General features: G+C 37.8%; 11 protein-coding genes. 4 read left to right on the forward strand and 7 right to left on the reverse strand.

What is annotated here, in order from left to right:
- Positions 1 to 94: 94 nt before the first annotated feature.
- Together AC2SLN_RS04975 and rsmG are read right to left on the reverse strand one after the other, a co-directional pair.
- Positions 95 to 865, reverse strand: coding sequence for a ParA family protein (locus AC2SLN_RS04975; protein ID WP_486548464.1), 771 nt, complete (start codon positions 863 to 865; stop codon positions 95 to 97).
- 47 nt (positions 866 to 912) lie between these two features.
- Positions 913 to 1,590: a 16S rRNA (guanine(527)-N(7))-methyltransferase RsmG gene (gene rsmG, locus AC2SLN_RS04980; RefSeq protein WP_486548465.1), complete on the reverse strand. Its 678-nt coding sequence runs from the start codon at positions 1,588 to 1,590 to the stop codon at positions 913 to 915.
- A gap of 219 nt (positions 1,591 to 1,809) precedes the next feature.
- Here rsmG and AC2SLN_RS04985 point away from each other — a divergent pair, with 219 nt between their 5' ends.
- The 3 genes from AC2SLN_RS04985 (at position 1,810) to AC2SLN_RS04995 (ending at position 6,343) form a co-directional block, all read left to right on the forward strand.
- A complete protein-coding gene (locus AC2SLN_RS04985; RefSeq protein ID WP_486548466.1) occupies positions 1,810 to 4,299 on the forward strand; it encodes a Lon protease family protein in 2,490 nt (829 codons plus the stop codon).
- Between the two features lie 151 nt (positions 4,300 to 4,450).
- A complete protein-coding gene (locus AC2SLN_RS04990; RefSeq protein ID WP_486548467.1) occupies positions 4,451 to 5,512 on the forward strand; it encodes a helix-turn-helix transcriptional regulator in 1,062 nt (353 codons plus the stop codon).
- Positions 5,513 to 5,662: 150 nt separating this feature from the next.
- Positions 5,663 to 6,343, forward strand: a complete 681-nt coding sequence (locus tag AC2SLN_RS04995) for a TerD family protein (protein WP_486548468.1) — start codon at positions 5,663 to 5,665, stop codon at positions 6,341 to 6,343.
- Between the two features lie 106 nt (positions 6,344 to 6,449).
- Here the strand turns inward: AC2SLN_RS04995 and AC2SLN_RS05000 are convergent, their stop codons facing one another.
- The 3 genes from AC2SLN_RS05000 to aceE all read right to left on the reverse strand — a co-directional run bounded on the left by AC2SLN_RS05000 (position 6,450) and on the right by aceE (position 12,642).
- On the reverse strand, positions 6,450 to 7,454 hold the full coding sequence (locus AC2SLN_RS05000; protein ID WP_486548469.1) for an ion transporter: 1,005 nt from the start codon (positions 7,452 to 7,454) through the stop codon (positions 6,450 to 6,452).
- Between the two features lie 554 nt (positions 7,455 to 8,008).
- A complete protein-coding gene (locus AC2SLN_RS05005) occupies positions 8,009 to 9,778 on the reverse strand; it encodes a 2-oxo acid dehydrogenase subunit E2 (protein WP_486548470.1) in 1,770 nt (589 codons plus the stop codon).
- Positions 9,779 to 9,816: 38 nt separating this feature from the next.
- Positions 9,817 to 12,642, reverse strand: coding sequence for a pyruvate dehydrogenase (acetyl-transferring), homodimeric type (aceE, locus tag AC2SLN_RS05010; RefSeq protein ID WP_486548471.1), 2,826 nt, complete (start codon positions 12,640 to 12,642; stop codon positions 9,817 to 9,819).
- 1,056 nt (positions 12,643 to 13,698) lie between these two features.
- On the opposite strand from aceE, the gene AC2SLN_RS05015 reads away from it, so the two are divergent.
- On the forward strand, positions 13,699 to 14,199 hold the full coding sequence (locus tag AC2SLN_RS05015; RefSeq protein WP_486548472.1) for a hypothetical protein: 501 nt from the start codon (positions 13,699 to 13,701) through the stop codon (positions 14,197 to 14,199).
- Here the strand turns inward: AC2SLN_RS05015 and zapE are convergent.
- Both zapE and AC2SLN_RS05025 read right to left on the reverse strand, forming a co-directional pair.
- A complete protein-coding gene (gene zapE, locus AC2SLN_RS05020) occupies positions 14,196 to 15,311 on the reverse strand; it encodes a cell division protein ZapE (protein ID WP_486548573.1) in 1,116 nt (371 codons plus the stop codon). The genes AC2SLN_RS05015 and zapE overlap by 4 nt on opposite strands.
- Before the next feature lie 364 nt (positions 15,312 to 15,675).
- Positions 15,676 to 16,341, reverse strand: coding sequence for an alpha/beta hydrolase (locus AC2SLN_RS05025; protein WP_486548473.1), 666 nt, complete (start codon positions 16,339 to 16,341; stop codon positions 15,676 to 15,678).
- Positions 16,342 to 16,419 lie beyond the last annotated feature (78 nt).

The following is a 16,419-nucleotide window of genomic DNA, read 5'->3' on the forward strand; positions in this document are numbered from 1 at the left end:
TGAAAAGTATATAACTTGCAAGTAAAATTATACTTCGCTCTAAATTAATTGCTCAATAGCCTAAAAATCAAATAGGCTAGTATAGATTTAGTGGCTATAGGTTTAGGGGTAACTGCCGACTTTGTTTAATTATTTCTAAAGCAAATTTTCGGTACGCCTGCGCCCCTTTCGAGCTTTTTTCATAATCCAAAACAGGCATACCATGTGCAGGTGCTTCCGCTAGCCTTACATTACGTGGGATGATTGTCTTAAACATCAAGTCGCCAAAATGTGCCTCAAGCTCGTCTGACACATCATTGGCCAGTGTATTACGTGAATCAAAAAGGGTTCTCAACACTCCCCTGATATGCAGCTTTGGGTTTAAATCTTTTAGTCTATCGATAGTTTGAGACAAATCAGCAAGACCTTCAAGGGCATAATATTCACATTGCATTGGAATAATGACACCTTGAGTCGCTACCATAGCATTTACAGTCAATAGATTTAAACTGGGAGCACAATCAATAATGACATAATCGTACCCCTCAAGTGATTGCATTGCCTCTTTGAGCAAAAGATGGCTATCATTTTTACCCATTAGCGTAATATCAATACCAGATAAATCTCTATTTGAACCGACAACATCAAAACCAGCTGGGCTGCGCTCAATCGCATCAGCCAAACTAACACCTTCCAATAACACATCTGCCATACTTAGTTTAAGGGTGCGTTTTTCAAGTCCTGTTCCCGTTGTTGCGTTACCTTGTGGGTCTAAATCAATCAGCAACACTTTTTTGCGTCTGGCAGACAAACTCGATGCCAGATTGACTGCCGTAGTAGTCTTACCTACGCCACCTTTTTGGTTTGCAACTGCCAAAATTTCCATAAAATACTCTACATGACCTAAATAAAACAAGTATAAATTAATAAAAGTTAGGTGCTTTTTTTTCTAGACAGCTTAACAATATGTCTTGTCTCATTAAGTTGAGGCACAGCTATGGGGAGATTAGTGATGTTCCAATCCTCTTTTAAACCTTGTAAATCGTTGTTATCTGGTACCAAGCCTTTCATCGCTTGTAGATATCCATTTTCTGCTAACCTAGGCGCAGAGGCACTCACAAAGTCCGTTAAACTCGCAAATGCTCTTGAGGTTACCACATCAAATTTTTCATCTTCTCCAAGGTTATAATCCTCAATACGATTGGCAATGGGTGTTAAGTTTGTTAATTTTAACTCACTGGCCAACTGTTTAATAAACCTAATCTTTTTTTTGTTACTATCTAGCACGGTCACTGGACGTTTAGGCTCACAAATAGCCACAATTACCCCCGGCAACCCAGCACCTGTACCTATATCAAGCAGTCTACCCGAATGTAAATGAGGTATAATGGCTAGACAATCAAAGATATGTTTTACAAGCGCTTCTTTAGGGTGTTTGATTGCTGTCAGATTATATGCTTTATTCCAAAATAACAGTTTATCTAAATATAGTAAAAGCTGCTGCTGCTGACCCGCATCAATTTCAACTTTTAGTTGTTTGACTACCTTGGATAGGATACTCTTAAACTCATCCAGCTGATTTGATATTACCACAAATTTAACCGTGTTCATGCCGATTCCAACATTAATAATAGCAAGACAAAATGCTAAGCTTACCTTATAGTTTTATTTAAAACTAAACAGTTGAACGCAAGATTATAACACGTTCACTTCGAATTGAAGATGCTAGAAATTATTAAACACCTGAATATCACTCAACAAAATTTATCTGAGTATTTTTGCATCACTTAACTCGGCCTATAGAATCTTATACACATTTTAGAGTATTTTATGTCTGATAAACTTAAAAAACCAATTAAATCAAGTTGCAATCAACCAAAGAAAAAACAGAGTGAAAAACGCACAAATTCATTTTTAGACTATAAATCAAAAAAGACTACTCCAATATCCACACATCATCACATTCAAAAGGACACCATACAAAGTGCTGATCACTTAGTAAATAACGTGACAGATTTAGTTAAAAAAAACTGTAGAGTATCTTTATCACAGCTTAAAAGACATACTGATCCGCAAACTCTACCTGAATCAACTGATTTGGTGCCAGAACCACCCATAGGCTTTGGTCAGCCTCGTGCGATTCAAGCACTGGAAACAGCCTTTGACATAAAAGCCTCTGGATATCATGTTTTTGCTGTTGGAGAAAATGGTCTTGGTAAACGTACTTTTATTACTAATTATTTAAAAAAGTTAGGCAAAACTCAAGCTGTCTTAAGCGACTGGGTTTATGTGCATAATTTTAGCAATCCTCTTTTCCCTCTTGCAATCTCTGTTAAAAAAAGCACAGCACCTGCATTAGCAGAAAGCATGCTTAGTATATGGAAGGCACTAACTCAATGTTTAAAGACGCAATTACAAAATGCTCATTCTTTACATTACAGCTCTACACTTAGTAATTTAAAACCTAAAACGATACCACAAACCCATACTCAAACTGAGATAGCCGAGCTGCAGGCAACCGCTAAACATACTTTGCTGCCTCTATTTGAGACTTTAATAAAGTCTCATAGTAACAATCAAAAACTAAAAAACCATCTAAATACCGTTATGAATCATATGCTTCATAACGCTTATGATATTGCTATTCAATACGCTAACATTGCTAATAACCCTTATACTAATAAAACTTATACTAGTGCCACTGAGAATTTAAATTCAATACCAGCTGAATACTCTATAACGATAATTAGTGACTTCTCAAAGGTGAGTGAGTCCAGTCATAATTTTGCAAAATCGCCACGCTATGCTTCTAAAACTAATTTTAGTACCACAGCAGATGGGGCACCAATTGTGTTTGCTGATACACCGAATCAGTCTAATTTGCTTGGACATATTGAGTATGCAACGCGCTCAGGTTCTGTGGTTACCGATGTCAGTATGATTCGATCTGGCGCTTTGCATCAAGCAAATGGAGGCTACCTATTAATCGAAGCCAATCGATTGCTTAAAAATCCCGAGGCATGGCATGACCTAAAACGCGCCTTACAACTGAAACAAATTCAGTTTGTAAAACCTCAGATGTCATCAGCAGCGTCTGTCTCTTTAATGCCGGAACCTATACCCCTAAATATCAAGGTCATATTACTCGGTGATTTGGACTTATACGATAAATTCATAGAACTTGATGATGAGTTTGAAGCTGTATTTAAAATACGAGCAGACTTTCATGATCAAGTAGAGAGAACGTTAGATAATGAATTGGCTATGGTTTCAAAAATGGCAGATATCATTAAAAAACATGATCTTTTAGCATTTCATTGCTCGGCCCAAGCTGAAGTTCTGGATAATTTAAGTTTACAAATTGAAGATCAAAATAAGCTCAGCCTACATATCGATAGACTGACTCAGCTCATGCTTGAGGCAAATCGCCATGCTGTTCAACAACAGTCCCAGCACGTACAATCAATACACGTAGAGCATGCCTTAACCGACATACAATACCGGTCAAGTTATCTTAAGGAGCTTTATTGGCAGGAGCTGACAGATGGTCAACAGTTAATTAGCACATCTGGTAAGGCAATTGGACAAATAAATGCTTTAACGGTTATTGAATATGCAGATATAGAGTTTGGTATGCCAGCACGTTTAACGGCTGTTGTTCAGCATAGTATGGGTTCAGGAGATATTTTAGATATAGAACGTGATGTAGAGTTAGGCGGTAGTTTGCATGCTAAAGGTATGCTAATTATGAATAGCTACTTGCGGGCGCTATTTAGTCCCTTCCACCCATTAAACTTTACCGCCTCTTTAGCTTTTGAGCAAAGCTATGCGCACATCGATGGAGACAGTGCCACGCTTGCTGAGGCTTGTGCCTTGCTATCAGCATTGGCCGATGTTCCTATATCGCAATCTTTAGCTATTACTGGCTCTATGAATCAATTGGGCATGGTGCAAGCGGTTGGTGGTGTTACTGCTAAAGTGAATGGATTTTTCGATGTGTGCTGTCATCAAGGTTTGACAGGAGACCAAGGCATTATCTTACCCGTTGCAAATATTTCCCAATTAATGCTTCGAGATGATATTATTGAGGCGGTCAACTCAAATCAGTTTCACATTTATGCCGTGCGTACCCTCAGTGAAGCGCTAACAATTTTATCAGAGATGCCCATTGATGCGGTCACTAAAAGAGGACGCTATCGTAAATCCTCATTATTTGGTAAAGTCATTAAGAACTTAAAAAAATGGGATGAGCAATTGAATCCAGCAGAAGAGGCGGTGTTACCAACTACAGATACATCTTTATCAAAATCTAAGCATTAGCCATAACCATACAACAGCTAATTTAACGACTAAAACACTTAAACATGACAAAAACTAGGTTTATTGAGTTTTATCTGTTGGTTTATTTTGGAAAAGCTATCAAATACACCCTATTATCCATATTAACCTATACTTAAATGAAATCAATAGCATGTCTCATATAACAAGTACGGATAAAGCCACATCAGCTACGTTAGAACCTGCTTCTAGTCAAAGCTCTACAAGCAGCTCAGCAACTACTGCTCGGCAGTGGGAACTATTAAATCAATTAGAACGAACACGTTGGAGAGGCACTCATCATCTGCATGAACAGCTGCGTCTTGCCAACTTCGATGTTAGTCTTCGCACGGTACAACGCGATTTAAACGCATTATCAAAACGCTTTCCGATTGAAAAAAATAACGCAAACCCTCAAGGTTGGCGCTGGAAAGAAGATGCACCTGTGCAAAGTCTGCCACACATGAACTTCTCTCAGGCTGTTGCATTTAATATGGTGGAAGCAAATTTAACTCAGCTCTTACCCCCAGCCATATTAAAAGAGCTATTTCCTTGGTTCAACTTAGCTAGACGACAGCTTAAAGACAGCAAAGTCACTCACAACTGGCTTGATAGGGTACGTATCGAACCCCCCACTCAGCCCTTAATTGCGCCGGATATAGATATTGACTGCAAAGATGCAATTTATGAAGCCATATTTCATGAACGTCAGATTTCAGCAGAATATAAAAGACGCAATAGAGAGGTAGCAGGAGACTATGTTTTAAACCCGCTTGCTATTGTACAGCGCGGCGTTGTCATTTATTTATTGGCAACTAGAGTTGATGATCCAGAGTCTATTATCAGAACTTTTGCCCTGCACCGCTTTTCCAAAGTAACTGTCAAAGACACCTTGGCCAACATCCCTATAGATTTCGATTTAACGGCTTACCTTGAAGCTGGGGGTATGGGATTCGCGCACCATTTGTTTAGAGATTTACCTGGTCGTGGCAAAAATACAAAAATAAAGCTCGTATTCAAAGGAAAGTCTGGCTCAAGCCTACTCGAAAGCCGATTATCAGAAGATCAAGTGGTTATAGAGGGCGAGGATACTCAAACCTTTGAAGCAACGGTCAACTTAACCTCACAATTGGTTTGGTGGCTGCGAAGTTTTGGCAATAACATTATCTCAATTGAACCACAAATACTAGCACAAGCGGTAAGTATGGATAGCTAAGTATGACGAGCTAAATGAAAGTATATTAATTTCATAATGTCTATTGACAGGTTAAATCAAACCCTTTTATATAATTCTCAAATCTAATACGATATAAATAAAATTTATTCATCAAAACCTTTATATTTCAATCTTCCTTTGGAGCATCTCTTGTCAACACCAGTATCCTCTACGCTGCAAAATAATACGAACAATATCAGACCTAATATACTTGATAATGGCAGTCATCTTCTAAGCGAATTGCCACTACATACGGATAACTTGCTATTTGGGTTAAACTTTAAATACACTGAAGTAGAGAAAAAGGGGGTTATTAGCCGCCTAAAAGGTAAGACAGAGCCCTTAGATATAGACTTATCATGCATTTTACTTGATCAAAATCTTAATGTTGTTGATACGGTATGGTTTAAAAAATTACGTGATGAATCTGAAGCCATTCGCCACCTTGGTGATAGCTTAGATGGTAGAGACCGTGGAGATATGGCTGAATTTGATCGTAGCTTTGATGTAGAAACAATAGAGTTGAGACTGCCTCAGCTACCTAGCAATATTAACCACATTGCCCTTATTGTGTCTTCATATAATGGACATTCAATTAAAAGTGTTGAAAGAGGAGATATGTATATCAGTGACGATGAAGGTAATGAAGTTTATACTACAGACCTTACCTTATTGAACACAGAGACTTCTGCCATATACGTGGCCACATTGAGTCGAGAATTATCTGAATGGCGCTTTACAATTAATAACTTACCCCTAGAAAGCAACAAGATGGAAAATATGACTCAACAAATTATCAATGAGCTTTCAACAGAGTACTCTCTACATTAAAATATTATTTAATGTAGTATTTTAAATATTAGTAAAAACCTAACTGATAAAATAAACAACCAAATAATATTTATATTTGCTTTATCTATTACAAGTTAGATACTTGTTAGAGCTTCTCCCCGCAATGGGGACAATAATTGCGTTTTTCAATTTCTTTCAATTTATTTTCATAAAGCTGTTCACGCAATAAATGCTTGACGACCTCTTCTGCTTGCTGGCGATCTAAACCAACCTCACGTCTATGTTTATCAATTTTAAATTGATTATTTATTAAATCCATATCTTCACTAAGCAACAACTCTCGAAACTTTTGTTCTAGAATCTCCCGACGTTGTTCAAGCTCAGAGGCCAGACCAGAGGCCAAAATACCTGCAGGCAATGCAGCTAAGCCTACGCCTAAAATAGTAATAACCGCCCCTAAAAACTTGCCTAACGTTGTGACTGGAATGACATCTCCATATCCCACCGTCGTCAAGGTAACTACAGCCCACCACATTGACTTAGGAATAGATTCAAAAACCTCTGGCTGAGCTTGATTCTCTACGACGTAAATACCGCTAGAAGCTGTTACTATCATGATAATCAAGATGAATATAACTGCCTTAAAGGACTCTTTCTCTTTTTGTAAAACGATCAATAAAATACGCATCGCCGCAAAATAACGGGTCAGTTTAAGCAGTCTAAATAACCTTAAAACACGTAAGAAACGTAAATCAACCGAAACGAAAAAGTTCATGTATGCTGGGAAAATTGAGATAAAGTCAATAATTGCACCTGGGCTCTTTATCCAAAGCAAACGCTTCTTCCAATTGGGTAATTCAATTCCTGTAGACTCTGTCTCTTCTATATCCTTCTCAACAATGACCCATAAACGTAACCAGTACTCAATACTAAATATAAGTATTGAGATATTCTCAAACATTTGAAAAGCATGCTGATTTGGGAAATACCATCGATCGACTGATTCTGCGATAACAGCAGAAACGTTTAATATAATAAAAAATATCAAAAACTTATCAACAAACTGACTTAGCGGGCTTTGATACGCATCGTTTTCGATAATATCGTAAACTCTTCTACGTAGTTTTTTGTAAATTCGTAAGTTGATCATGAGAGGCTTATATTTAGTTAATTTTTAACTACACTTAATTTTTCTTTAAAGTCGGGAGATTGATTTTTGGCTGATTATATTATAATAAATTATTAAAAATATAATTTAAGGTATAGATAATTGTGCTGCTAATGATAATCTAATATCCTTTTAAAATATAGGCTCAGCTTCATAGATAAAATATAGGATCAGCTTAGCTGAAGATATTTAGCCTAATGTATATAGTGCTTATACCCATTTTACTTAATGTTCTAATTGTTAAAAGCGCGAAGGGCTTATCAATCGTTCGCTTGAAACTGGCTTAAAACTGTTATTATTAATGTGAGAAATACTATTACTGTTGAATCCTATAGTCAAAGCAATTTAAAATCGATACAAGTCAATTGAATGAAAATACTACAATTAATTGTATGCTAAACAAGGTTAACACCGTAGCGATTTATAAGTTTGCCGATTATATATACTATACAGAAAATCCCTGCCAGTTGCTGACAGGGATATTTATGTAATGTATTAAAGTGCTTGTATTATTAGGTATATCTATTTAATTAACACTAAAGAAGTATGCGTCTTGGATCGGCCAATAGTTTGGCAACATACCGTGTAAATACTGCGGCATCAGCACCGTTGATAACTCTATGGTCATAAGACAATGATAACGGTAACATCAAACGGGGCTCGAAGGTCTGCTTAGCATCATTCCATCTAGGCTGCATAGATGCTTCTGATATACCCAATATACCGACTTGTGGCCAATTGACCAATGGAGTAAAGTATGTACCGCCAAGATTACCCTGACTTGAGATAGTAAAGCTCGCCCCTTGCAGATCTTTTGTTGTTAACTTTTTATCTCGAGCTTTACCAGCAAGCGTACCAATTTCTATGGCAATCTGTTTAATACCTTTATTTTGAACATCCTTAAGTACGGGAACTATCAAGCCATCATCTGTAGCAACCGCAATACCCATATTAACTGTCTTACGTATGTGAATTTGAGTATTATCATCACTTAGATGACTGTTAAATCTAGGATGCTGTGTCAAAGCATAGGCGGTTGCTTTAACAATAAAAGCAAGTATGGTTAGTCCAATACCTTGAGCTTTGAATTCGCCTTTAAGCTCTCCACGCAGCTTTTCAGTTTCAGTAATATCTGACAAATCAAACTGGGTTACTTGTGGCAAATAAGTATTATAATTCAGCTGAGGTATGGATACCTTTTGCAGACGGCTTAAGTCCTGAGTCTCAATCTCGCCCCATATCTCAGATTTACTCATATCTGGGAGTGAGGGTAAACCTGAACCAACACTTATCCCAGTAGTGACCGGCTTAGATGAAGCCCCCGTTTGTATATGAGATTTAACATAACTAAAGACGTCTTCTTTTAATATACGCTTATTTGGGGCAGTGCCCTCAACTTGGGTAATATCAACGCCAAGCTGACGTGCAATTTTACGGACGGCAGGACCCGCATAAACGTCTATCAATTTTTTATTAACTTGCGCCTCAGTAAGCTTACTTTGCTGATTAGCAGTTGTGCTGTTAGAGCTAGGTTTTTCTTGAGTACTTGTATCTTTCTGAGCTGCTTGTGCGTTTTTATTTTCGTCCTTATTGTCAACAGTATTGCTATCGGGTTTACTGATAGCAGACTTACCTTCAGAGCTATCCTTTGAGACAGAGGTGCTATTACTTTTGGCTGAATCAGCGCTTAGAATAATCAAAAAGTCTTGACCATTTGTCACAGTGTCACCCGCTGACACTAAGATTTTTTCGATTGTGCCTGCAACAGGTGAAGGAACTTCTACAGAAGCTTTATCCGACTCTATAAGTAATATAGATTGCTCTGCTTCAACTGTATCGCCTTCAGCAACCATGATTTCAGCAACTTGCGCTTCATCTACACCTAAATCTGGCAGTGAATATGTATGTAAGCCACCGGATTGAGTCTCATCGGACTGAGTATGACCACTATCATCAGATTCTTGTGTTTCTAGGTTTGCCTGAGAGTCCATATCAGAGTGGCTGATAGGTTCTTCTGTCTTATCGTTCGACTTTTCGGTTGCAGAGTGACCTTCTGTATCTTCGTCTGCATCAACTCCAACCTCACTGTCGATTTCAACAAGCACCACTCCTTCACTTACTGTATCCCCAACCGATACCATGATTTTTGTGATTTTACCGGCTGCTGAACTAGGCACTTCAACAGATGCCTTATCAGATTCTAATAAAACTATATTATCATTCTCAGTGATTATATCACCTTCAGCTACTAAGATCTCACTTACCTCAGCGCTATCCACACCCAAATCTGGGGTCTTAATTTCCATGCTATTTCTCCAACAATTAGTTGTTATTCTTCTTTTTATTATTCTTCAATGTTTTTATCATTTAGAATCTCGGCGTCGGCTTTATCTTCAGCACGACCTTCACTACGAATTTCTTCGTCATCTTCTTCAACTAATTCTGGCACGGGATTTGGATTCACAACTTCTGGAGCTGGGGCATCCGGGAAGTGATCGAATTGTGGCTGTACTTGCCAAGCTGGAGGTTGATCAGTATCGATACCTAAACTCGTAATGGCATCTTTAACCAATCTCATTTCGACTTCGCCTTCATCAGCAAGACGTTTTAACGTCGCTACTACGATGTGTTCAGCATTAACATGGAAGAAGTTACGTAATTGCTCACGACTATCAGAGCGACCATAACCATCAGTACCCAAAGTCGTATAAGGTCTGCTATCAGGTAACCAAGCTCTTATCTGCTCTGAGAAATTTCGCATATAGTCAGTTGCGGCAACCACCACACCCTCATGTTTGGCTAACTGCTCAGTGACCCAAGGCACTTTTTCCTCTTCCATTGGGTGCAGGCGATTGTAATCATCACATGCCATACCGTCACGGGTCAGCTCATTAAAACTGGTCACGCTCCAAACGTTCGAGCTGATGTTAAACTCATCACGAAGAATGCGAGCTGCTTTCTGAACTTCTCGCAGGATAACACCAGAACCTAATAACTGCACATGGGTGCTAAGTTGGTTTTCACTATTATCTTCTAACAAATACATACCACGTTTAATACCCTCTTCCACACCTTCTGGCATCTCAGGCTGTTCGTAGTTTTCATTCATTAGGGTAATATAGTAGTAAATCCGCTCACCATTACCATACATACGGCGTAAGCCATCATGGATGATTACCGCAAGCTCGTAACCAAAGCAGGGGTCATAACACACACAGTTTGGTACTGTACCAAATAAAATATGTGAATGGCCATCTTGATGCTGTAATCCCTCACCATTGAGTGTCGTGCGACCCGCAGTGGCGCCTAGTAGGAAGCCTTGTGCCTGACAGTCGCCAGCCGCCCATGCTAAGTCGCCAATACGTTGGAAACCAAACATTGAATAGTAGATATACAAAGGAATCATAGGTAATGCATTTGTCGAATAACTGGTTGCTAATGCAATCCAAGCACTCATTGCACCTGCTTCGTTAATCCCCTCTTCAAGCATGTGTCCATCTTTAGCTTCTTTGTAACCCATAAGCGCATCATTATCTTCAGGCGTATATTTTTGACCTGCAGCTGAATAAATGCCTAGCTGGCGGAACATACCCTCTAAACCAAATGTACGCGCTTCATCAGGCACGATAGGTACAACCCTATCTTGAATATCTTTGTTCTTCAACATTGCTGAAAGTAAGCGCACAAACACCATTGTTGTTGATTGGGCTTTACCGTTACTGCCTTTTAAGATTCTATCAAAAATGGATAGATCAGGGATCTCTAGCGGAATATGACCACTACGACGGTTAGGGAGATGTCCGCCTAAAGAATCACGGCGCCCATGAAGATATTTCATTTCTGCCGAATTTTCATCTGGCTTATAAAATGGCAGTGTTTCCAATTCTTCATCTGTAAAAGGCAAATCAAAACGGTCTCGGAAATAAACAAGTCCTTCTTTATCCAGTTTTTTGATGCCGTGTGTTTTATTTACTGCTTGCGCTTGATCTGAAAGTCCATAACCTTTTACAGTCTTAACCAACACAACTGTTGGCTGACCCTTTGTTTTCATTGCTTCACTAAATGCAGCATACACTTTTATAGGATCATGACCACCACGATTTAAACGTATGATGTCATCATCAGTTAACTCATTGGCCATTTCTTCAAGTTCAGGATACTTGTTAAAGAACTCTTTGCGAGTAAATGCGCCATCACGTGTTTCATACAGTTGATACTCGCCATCAACCGTTTCTTCCATACGTTTTTTTAACACACCCGTATGATCTTTAGCTAACAAGGTATCCCATTTACCACCCCAAATGACCTTAATAACCCGCCAGCCAGCGCCTCGAAATACTGATTCTAGCTCTTGGATAATCTTACCATTTCCACGTACAGGACCATCTAAGCGCTGTAAATTACAGTTTACTACCCAAATAAGGTTCTCTAAATTCTCTCGACCAGCTAACGATATGGCACCGAGACTTTCTGGCTCATCAGTCTCGCCATCACCTAGAAATGCCCAAATTTTACGTCCTTCATCTTCTAACAAACCACGGTTAATCAAATAATTGTGTACATGAGCGTGGTAAATTGACATTATCGGACCAAGGCCCATTGATACAGTAGGAAACTGCCAGTAATCAGGCATCAAGTAAGGATGCGGATAACTTGATAAACCTTTACCACCTACTTCTCGACGAAAGTTGTCTAGTTGTTCTTCAGTCAAACGGCCTTCTAAAAATGAGCGGGCATAAATACCCGGTGCAGAGTGACCCTGATAGTAAATCATGTCACCACCAAAATGATCACTGGCCGCGCGGAAAAAGTGGTTGAAACCTGTCTCATATAAAGTGGCACTGGAAGCAAATGTCGCTAAGTGACCACCCAAATCATCATCGTTCTTGTTTGCCCGCATTACCATTGCTAAGGCATTATACCGAACGAGTGCACGGATTTTACGCTCAATCGCTAAGTCGCCTGGATAAGTTGGCTCATCTTCAACTGGAATGGTGTTTATATATGCTGTATCTAACCGGTTAAACGGCAAGCCCTCTTGTACAGCCATATTATAAAGTGCTTTGAGTAAAAATTGGGCACGATCTTTATCTGCATGCTTAATAACAGATTCAAACGCATCTAACCACTCTTGCGTTTCGATGCCATCCGCATCTTTATAATAATTCATAATGTTTATCCTTATATTTGACCGATGTGATTTTTAAAATGAATAAAATTGAGCAATGAAACAAGTTATTTGAAATTTCATCTATCTACAACTTCTTTTATATAACCTATTTATTAAAATAATTATATGAGTATGCAATAAATCCAAAAGAAATACAGTTGTAGACTATATTAAACCATTGATAGTATAGCGACATGTCAGATGTACAGCTATCACTACAGAGAAATGATTACAGCTAGACTATTTAGATACTAAATGATGAATATATACTTTTATTAGATTCAATACTTTTATTAGATTCAATACTTTTATTAGATTCAATACTTTACTTATTTTTAACAATTGATAACTTTATTAAAATAGCTATTTTTGTCAAAAAATATTAAAGCTTTGTAGCTTATATATTGCTATTAAATGTGAGTTTAAATATGCTGGACGAAATATAGCTCATATTGATCGTCCTATTTTATTTGCAATAAACGTATGTATAAACGTATTTAATAGGTGTCTTTTATAATTTAAAGAAGCCTATTAAATTGCTAATTTGCCCCACATATTTAGTATTATATAACAAGTTAACCATCTTATTAATTAATTACTCAACAATCGTTGATTAATTGTACTCACAACTAAATGTTCAGATATCACAGCACCATACTACTAGTTAGCAAGTTAGCCTTATTTATTCATATTAAAAGCGTTATTGGTTTTTAAAGAAGTTCTCTAGTAGTAAATCTCATACATTCTAGGTTATGATATTCAATTGCAGGTGCATAGTTACTTCGCCATACTACTCCGAGCAGAGGTAAGCCATTCATTAGTGCGTTTACAATAAGAAAGATTAACACAATTACAATATATAATTGATTTCAACCTATTTTATTGGAGAATATCATTTTTTACAGTAGTGAATAATTGTAGTTGCAAATTACCTATATAATTATTAAGGATTTAATTTAAACTAAAGTGATGGCACCGAGTGCTTTTAAAGATTTCTAATGAAAAAAGTTTCTAATGAAATTAATGAAAGCAATCTTTTACCTCAAGGAGTTTGCTTTGTCTGTTATTAGTCTGCATCAATTCTCAAGCATAATGCCTTATTCGAAGAGGTTAAGCTATGCTTCTTTATTTGCAGGTTTATGTATTTCAATCACTTTATCAAGTCATGCAAACGATGGTTTGCTAATGAAGCTTCAAGCCAATAAAGTGGTCAGTCTATCGAATGGAGATATTAAGTATATTCCAGTTAATACAGCGAAATCTGGTACGGTTATTCAATACAAAGCAACTTATGTTAATATGAAACAGCGACCTATTTATAACTTGATGGTAACCTTACCTATACCTCAGGGAATGACCTTCACAGGTGAGGTATATCCGCCAAGTGCTCAGGCTTCTATTGATGGTAATAATTTTATAGACATGCCCCTCATGCGTCGAGAAGGCATCAGACTGGTTGAAGTTCCATATTCTGAATACAACTCTTTACGTTGGCATATTAAGTACTTACCCGTTAAAAAAGCGGCGACTGTGAGTCTAAATGCTTTGGTAGATTAGCTCGATACTTCAGATTTTGCATTATCTAATCTATGTTCTAGTTTCAGATAATCTTCAGATTGCATTTCAAGCAAACGAGAACGAGTGCGTTCAATCTCGAAGGCTAACTTTTCCCCTTGATATAATTCTAAAATAGTTTGCTGCGCTCTAATTAATAGCTTAACACGACGATCATAAAACTCGTCTACCAGATAAATAAAGCGTCTGGTCGGATCTCGTAGAAGATCTGACAGTTCAGGAACATTATCTATTAACACAGTAGTAAAGCGGTTTGCAATTTCAATAAAATCCGATGCTGCACGTGGCTCCATACATAACTGTCTGAAATCACAAAATAACACGGTTTCCGTTCTTCCATTAATCTCAATTTTCCGCCCTGCAATAATGATAGGCTCTTGATAAATTTTTTGGTTACCGGCTAAATCAGAAAAGCGATTTGCTAACCAATGCTGATTGTCTTCAGTTAATGGCGACATGTAAAGCTCTGCTTGTTGCAATAATCGTAAGCGGTAATCAATCCCTGAATCTATATTCATTACCTCAGTATGACTTTCCACCTCTGCAATAGCAGGTAAGAATCTGTCTCGGTGCAGGCCATCTTTGTAGAGCCCGGAAGGTTCAATATTAGAGGTTGCTACTAAAGTAATACCCCGCCTAAATAGCATGGTAAATAAATCGCCCAATATCATGGCATCAGAGACATTCGACACAAAAAACTCATCAAAACAAATGAGTATGGCTTCTTCATGAATAATATCAGCCACTTTTTCTAAAGGATCACTACTACCTTGTAGAGCATTCAACTCCTTATGAACACGTTGCATGAAATGATGAAAATGCATGCGCATCTTACGTTTAATAGGAATCGACTCGAAAAACATGTCCATCATCCATGTCTTACCTCGGCCTACTCCACCCCACATATATAGTCCTTTTGGTGGTTTAGGAGTGGACTTAAAGAATCCTAGAAGCCCTTTTTTTTCAGCAGAAATTTCTATTAACTCGTGATAAATTGCATCCAGATATTCCATTGCTTTATGTTGAATATCATCATACTTAAAGTCGCCTGTTGCAATTGCAGCGTCGTAACGTTGTAACGGAGTTTGATTCATTGTGGTCATTTCATCATCTGTACGTATAAGGAATAGGATTATTACATATCTTCAAGCAGGATGAAAACAGATAATTTAAGCCACAAAAATGTACTTAGAACCTGTATTTACAACCTATCACTGACTATGAGATAGAAATATACAATTGTAAAATGCCTGATTAACTTTTAATTAAGAGGCTTTTAATGACAAAGCTTTTATGACTAGGCTTTCTTTAAATCGCTAAGCGTTAAATTGTCATACTCAGATTTTAATCCGTAGAATCATGCTTAAAGTTGCTATTTTCAAACTAATTGAGATTTTTTAAAAGCTTCTTTTAAGCCGCCATGCTTATAATTCCAAGCGTTAGAGTAGACACTTTAAATTACAAGGCATGCTTTTCTAATAAATTTTTCAACTCGCCTAAACGGCCATGAAAGAAGTGACCTGCTTCTTCAATAATATGCGTTTCAATATGCATTTTTCTGGCAAAGGCAGCCATACTATCAGGGGAAACAACTTCATCAACATTGCCATATATCTGAATTGTTTTTTTAGTTGGCAAAACCAAATCAGACACATCATTATTAACCACGGATGGTGCAATAAGTACAACTTTTAACAGCTCTAAATCAGTAAGACCCCAAATGTGCGGTGTTAGCATCATTTGTTCTGCCACTCTTGCAGTGATATAACCCCCAAATGAAAAACCGCCAAGCCATAACTTACAGGCCGAGCTTTGACTATTTAACCACTGTAATACGGTCATTGCATCTTCAAATTCGCCTGGACCAAAATCGTGTTCGCCTGTTGAGTTCCCAGCACAGCGAAAATTAAACCGTACCGCATGCATTCCCTCATCCCTTGCAAAACGATACATTGTGGTTACCACCTTGTTACTCATAGTACCACCGTGACGAGGATTAGGATGACATATTAGGGCAATCGTATCAGTGTGCTGATCCTGAGGATTACCATTTTGCCATAAGGCTTCTAGTTCTAGCTTGCCTGCAGGCCCGTTGATTAAGTGTTTTTCCGTTTTTACGCTCATAATACTCACAACTAGTTAATTTAAATCTTCTAAAGTTTTATAAACAATTGCGTATTATACACACAGCGTCATTCATAG

It is taken from the genome of Psychrobacter sp. CX90, assembly GCF_057396305.2.

What these genes read in the sequence shown, in the direction of transcription:
- AC2SLN_RS04975 (WP_486548464.1), bottom strand. Translation starts at nt 865, where the DNA reads ATGGAAATTTTGGCAGTTGCAAACCAAAAAGGTGGCGTAGGTAAGACT.
- rsmG (WP_486548465.1), bottom strand. Translation starts at nt 1,590, where the DNA reads ATGAACACGGTTAAATTTGTGGTAATATCAAATCAGCTGGATGAGTTT.
- AC2SLN_RS04985 (WP_486548466.1), top strand. Translation starts at nt 1,810, where the DNA reads ATGTCTGATAAACTTAAAAAACCAATTAAATCAAGTTGCAATCAACCA.
- AC2SLN_RS04990 (WP_486548467.1), top strand. Translation starts at nt 4,451, where the DNA reads ATGTCTCATATAACAAGTACGGATAAAGCCACATCAGCTACGTTAGAA.
- AC2SLN_RS05000 (WP_486548469.1), bottom strand. Translation starts at nt 7,454, where the DNA reads ATGATCAACTTACGAATTTACAAAAAACTACGTAGAAGAGTTTACGAT.
- AC2SLN_RS05005 (WP_486548470.1), bottom strand. Translation starts at nt 9,778, where the DNA reads ATGGAAATTAAGACCCCAGATTTGGGTGTGGATAGCGCTGAGGTAAGT.
- aceE (WP_486548471.1), bottom strand. Translation starts at nt 12,642, where the DNA reads ATGAATTATTATAAAGATGCGGATGGCATCGAAACGCAAGAGTGGTTA.
- zapE (WP_486548573.1), bottom strand. Translation starts at nt 15,311, where the DNA reads ATGAATCAAACTCCGTTACAACGTTACGACGCTGCAATTGCAACAGGC.
- AC2SLN_RS05025 (WP_486548473.1), bottom strand. Translation starts at nt 16,341, where the DNA reads ATGAGCGTAAAAACGGAAAAACACTTAATCAACGGGCCTGCAGGCAAG.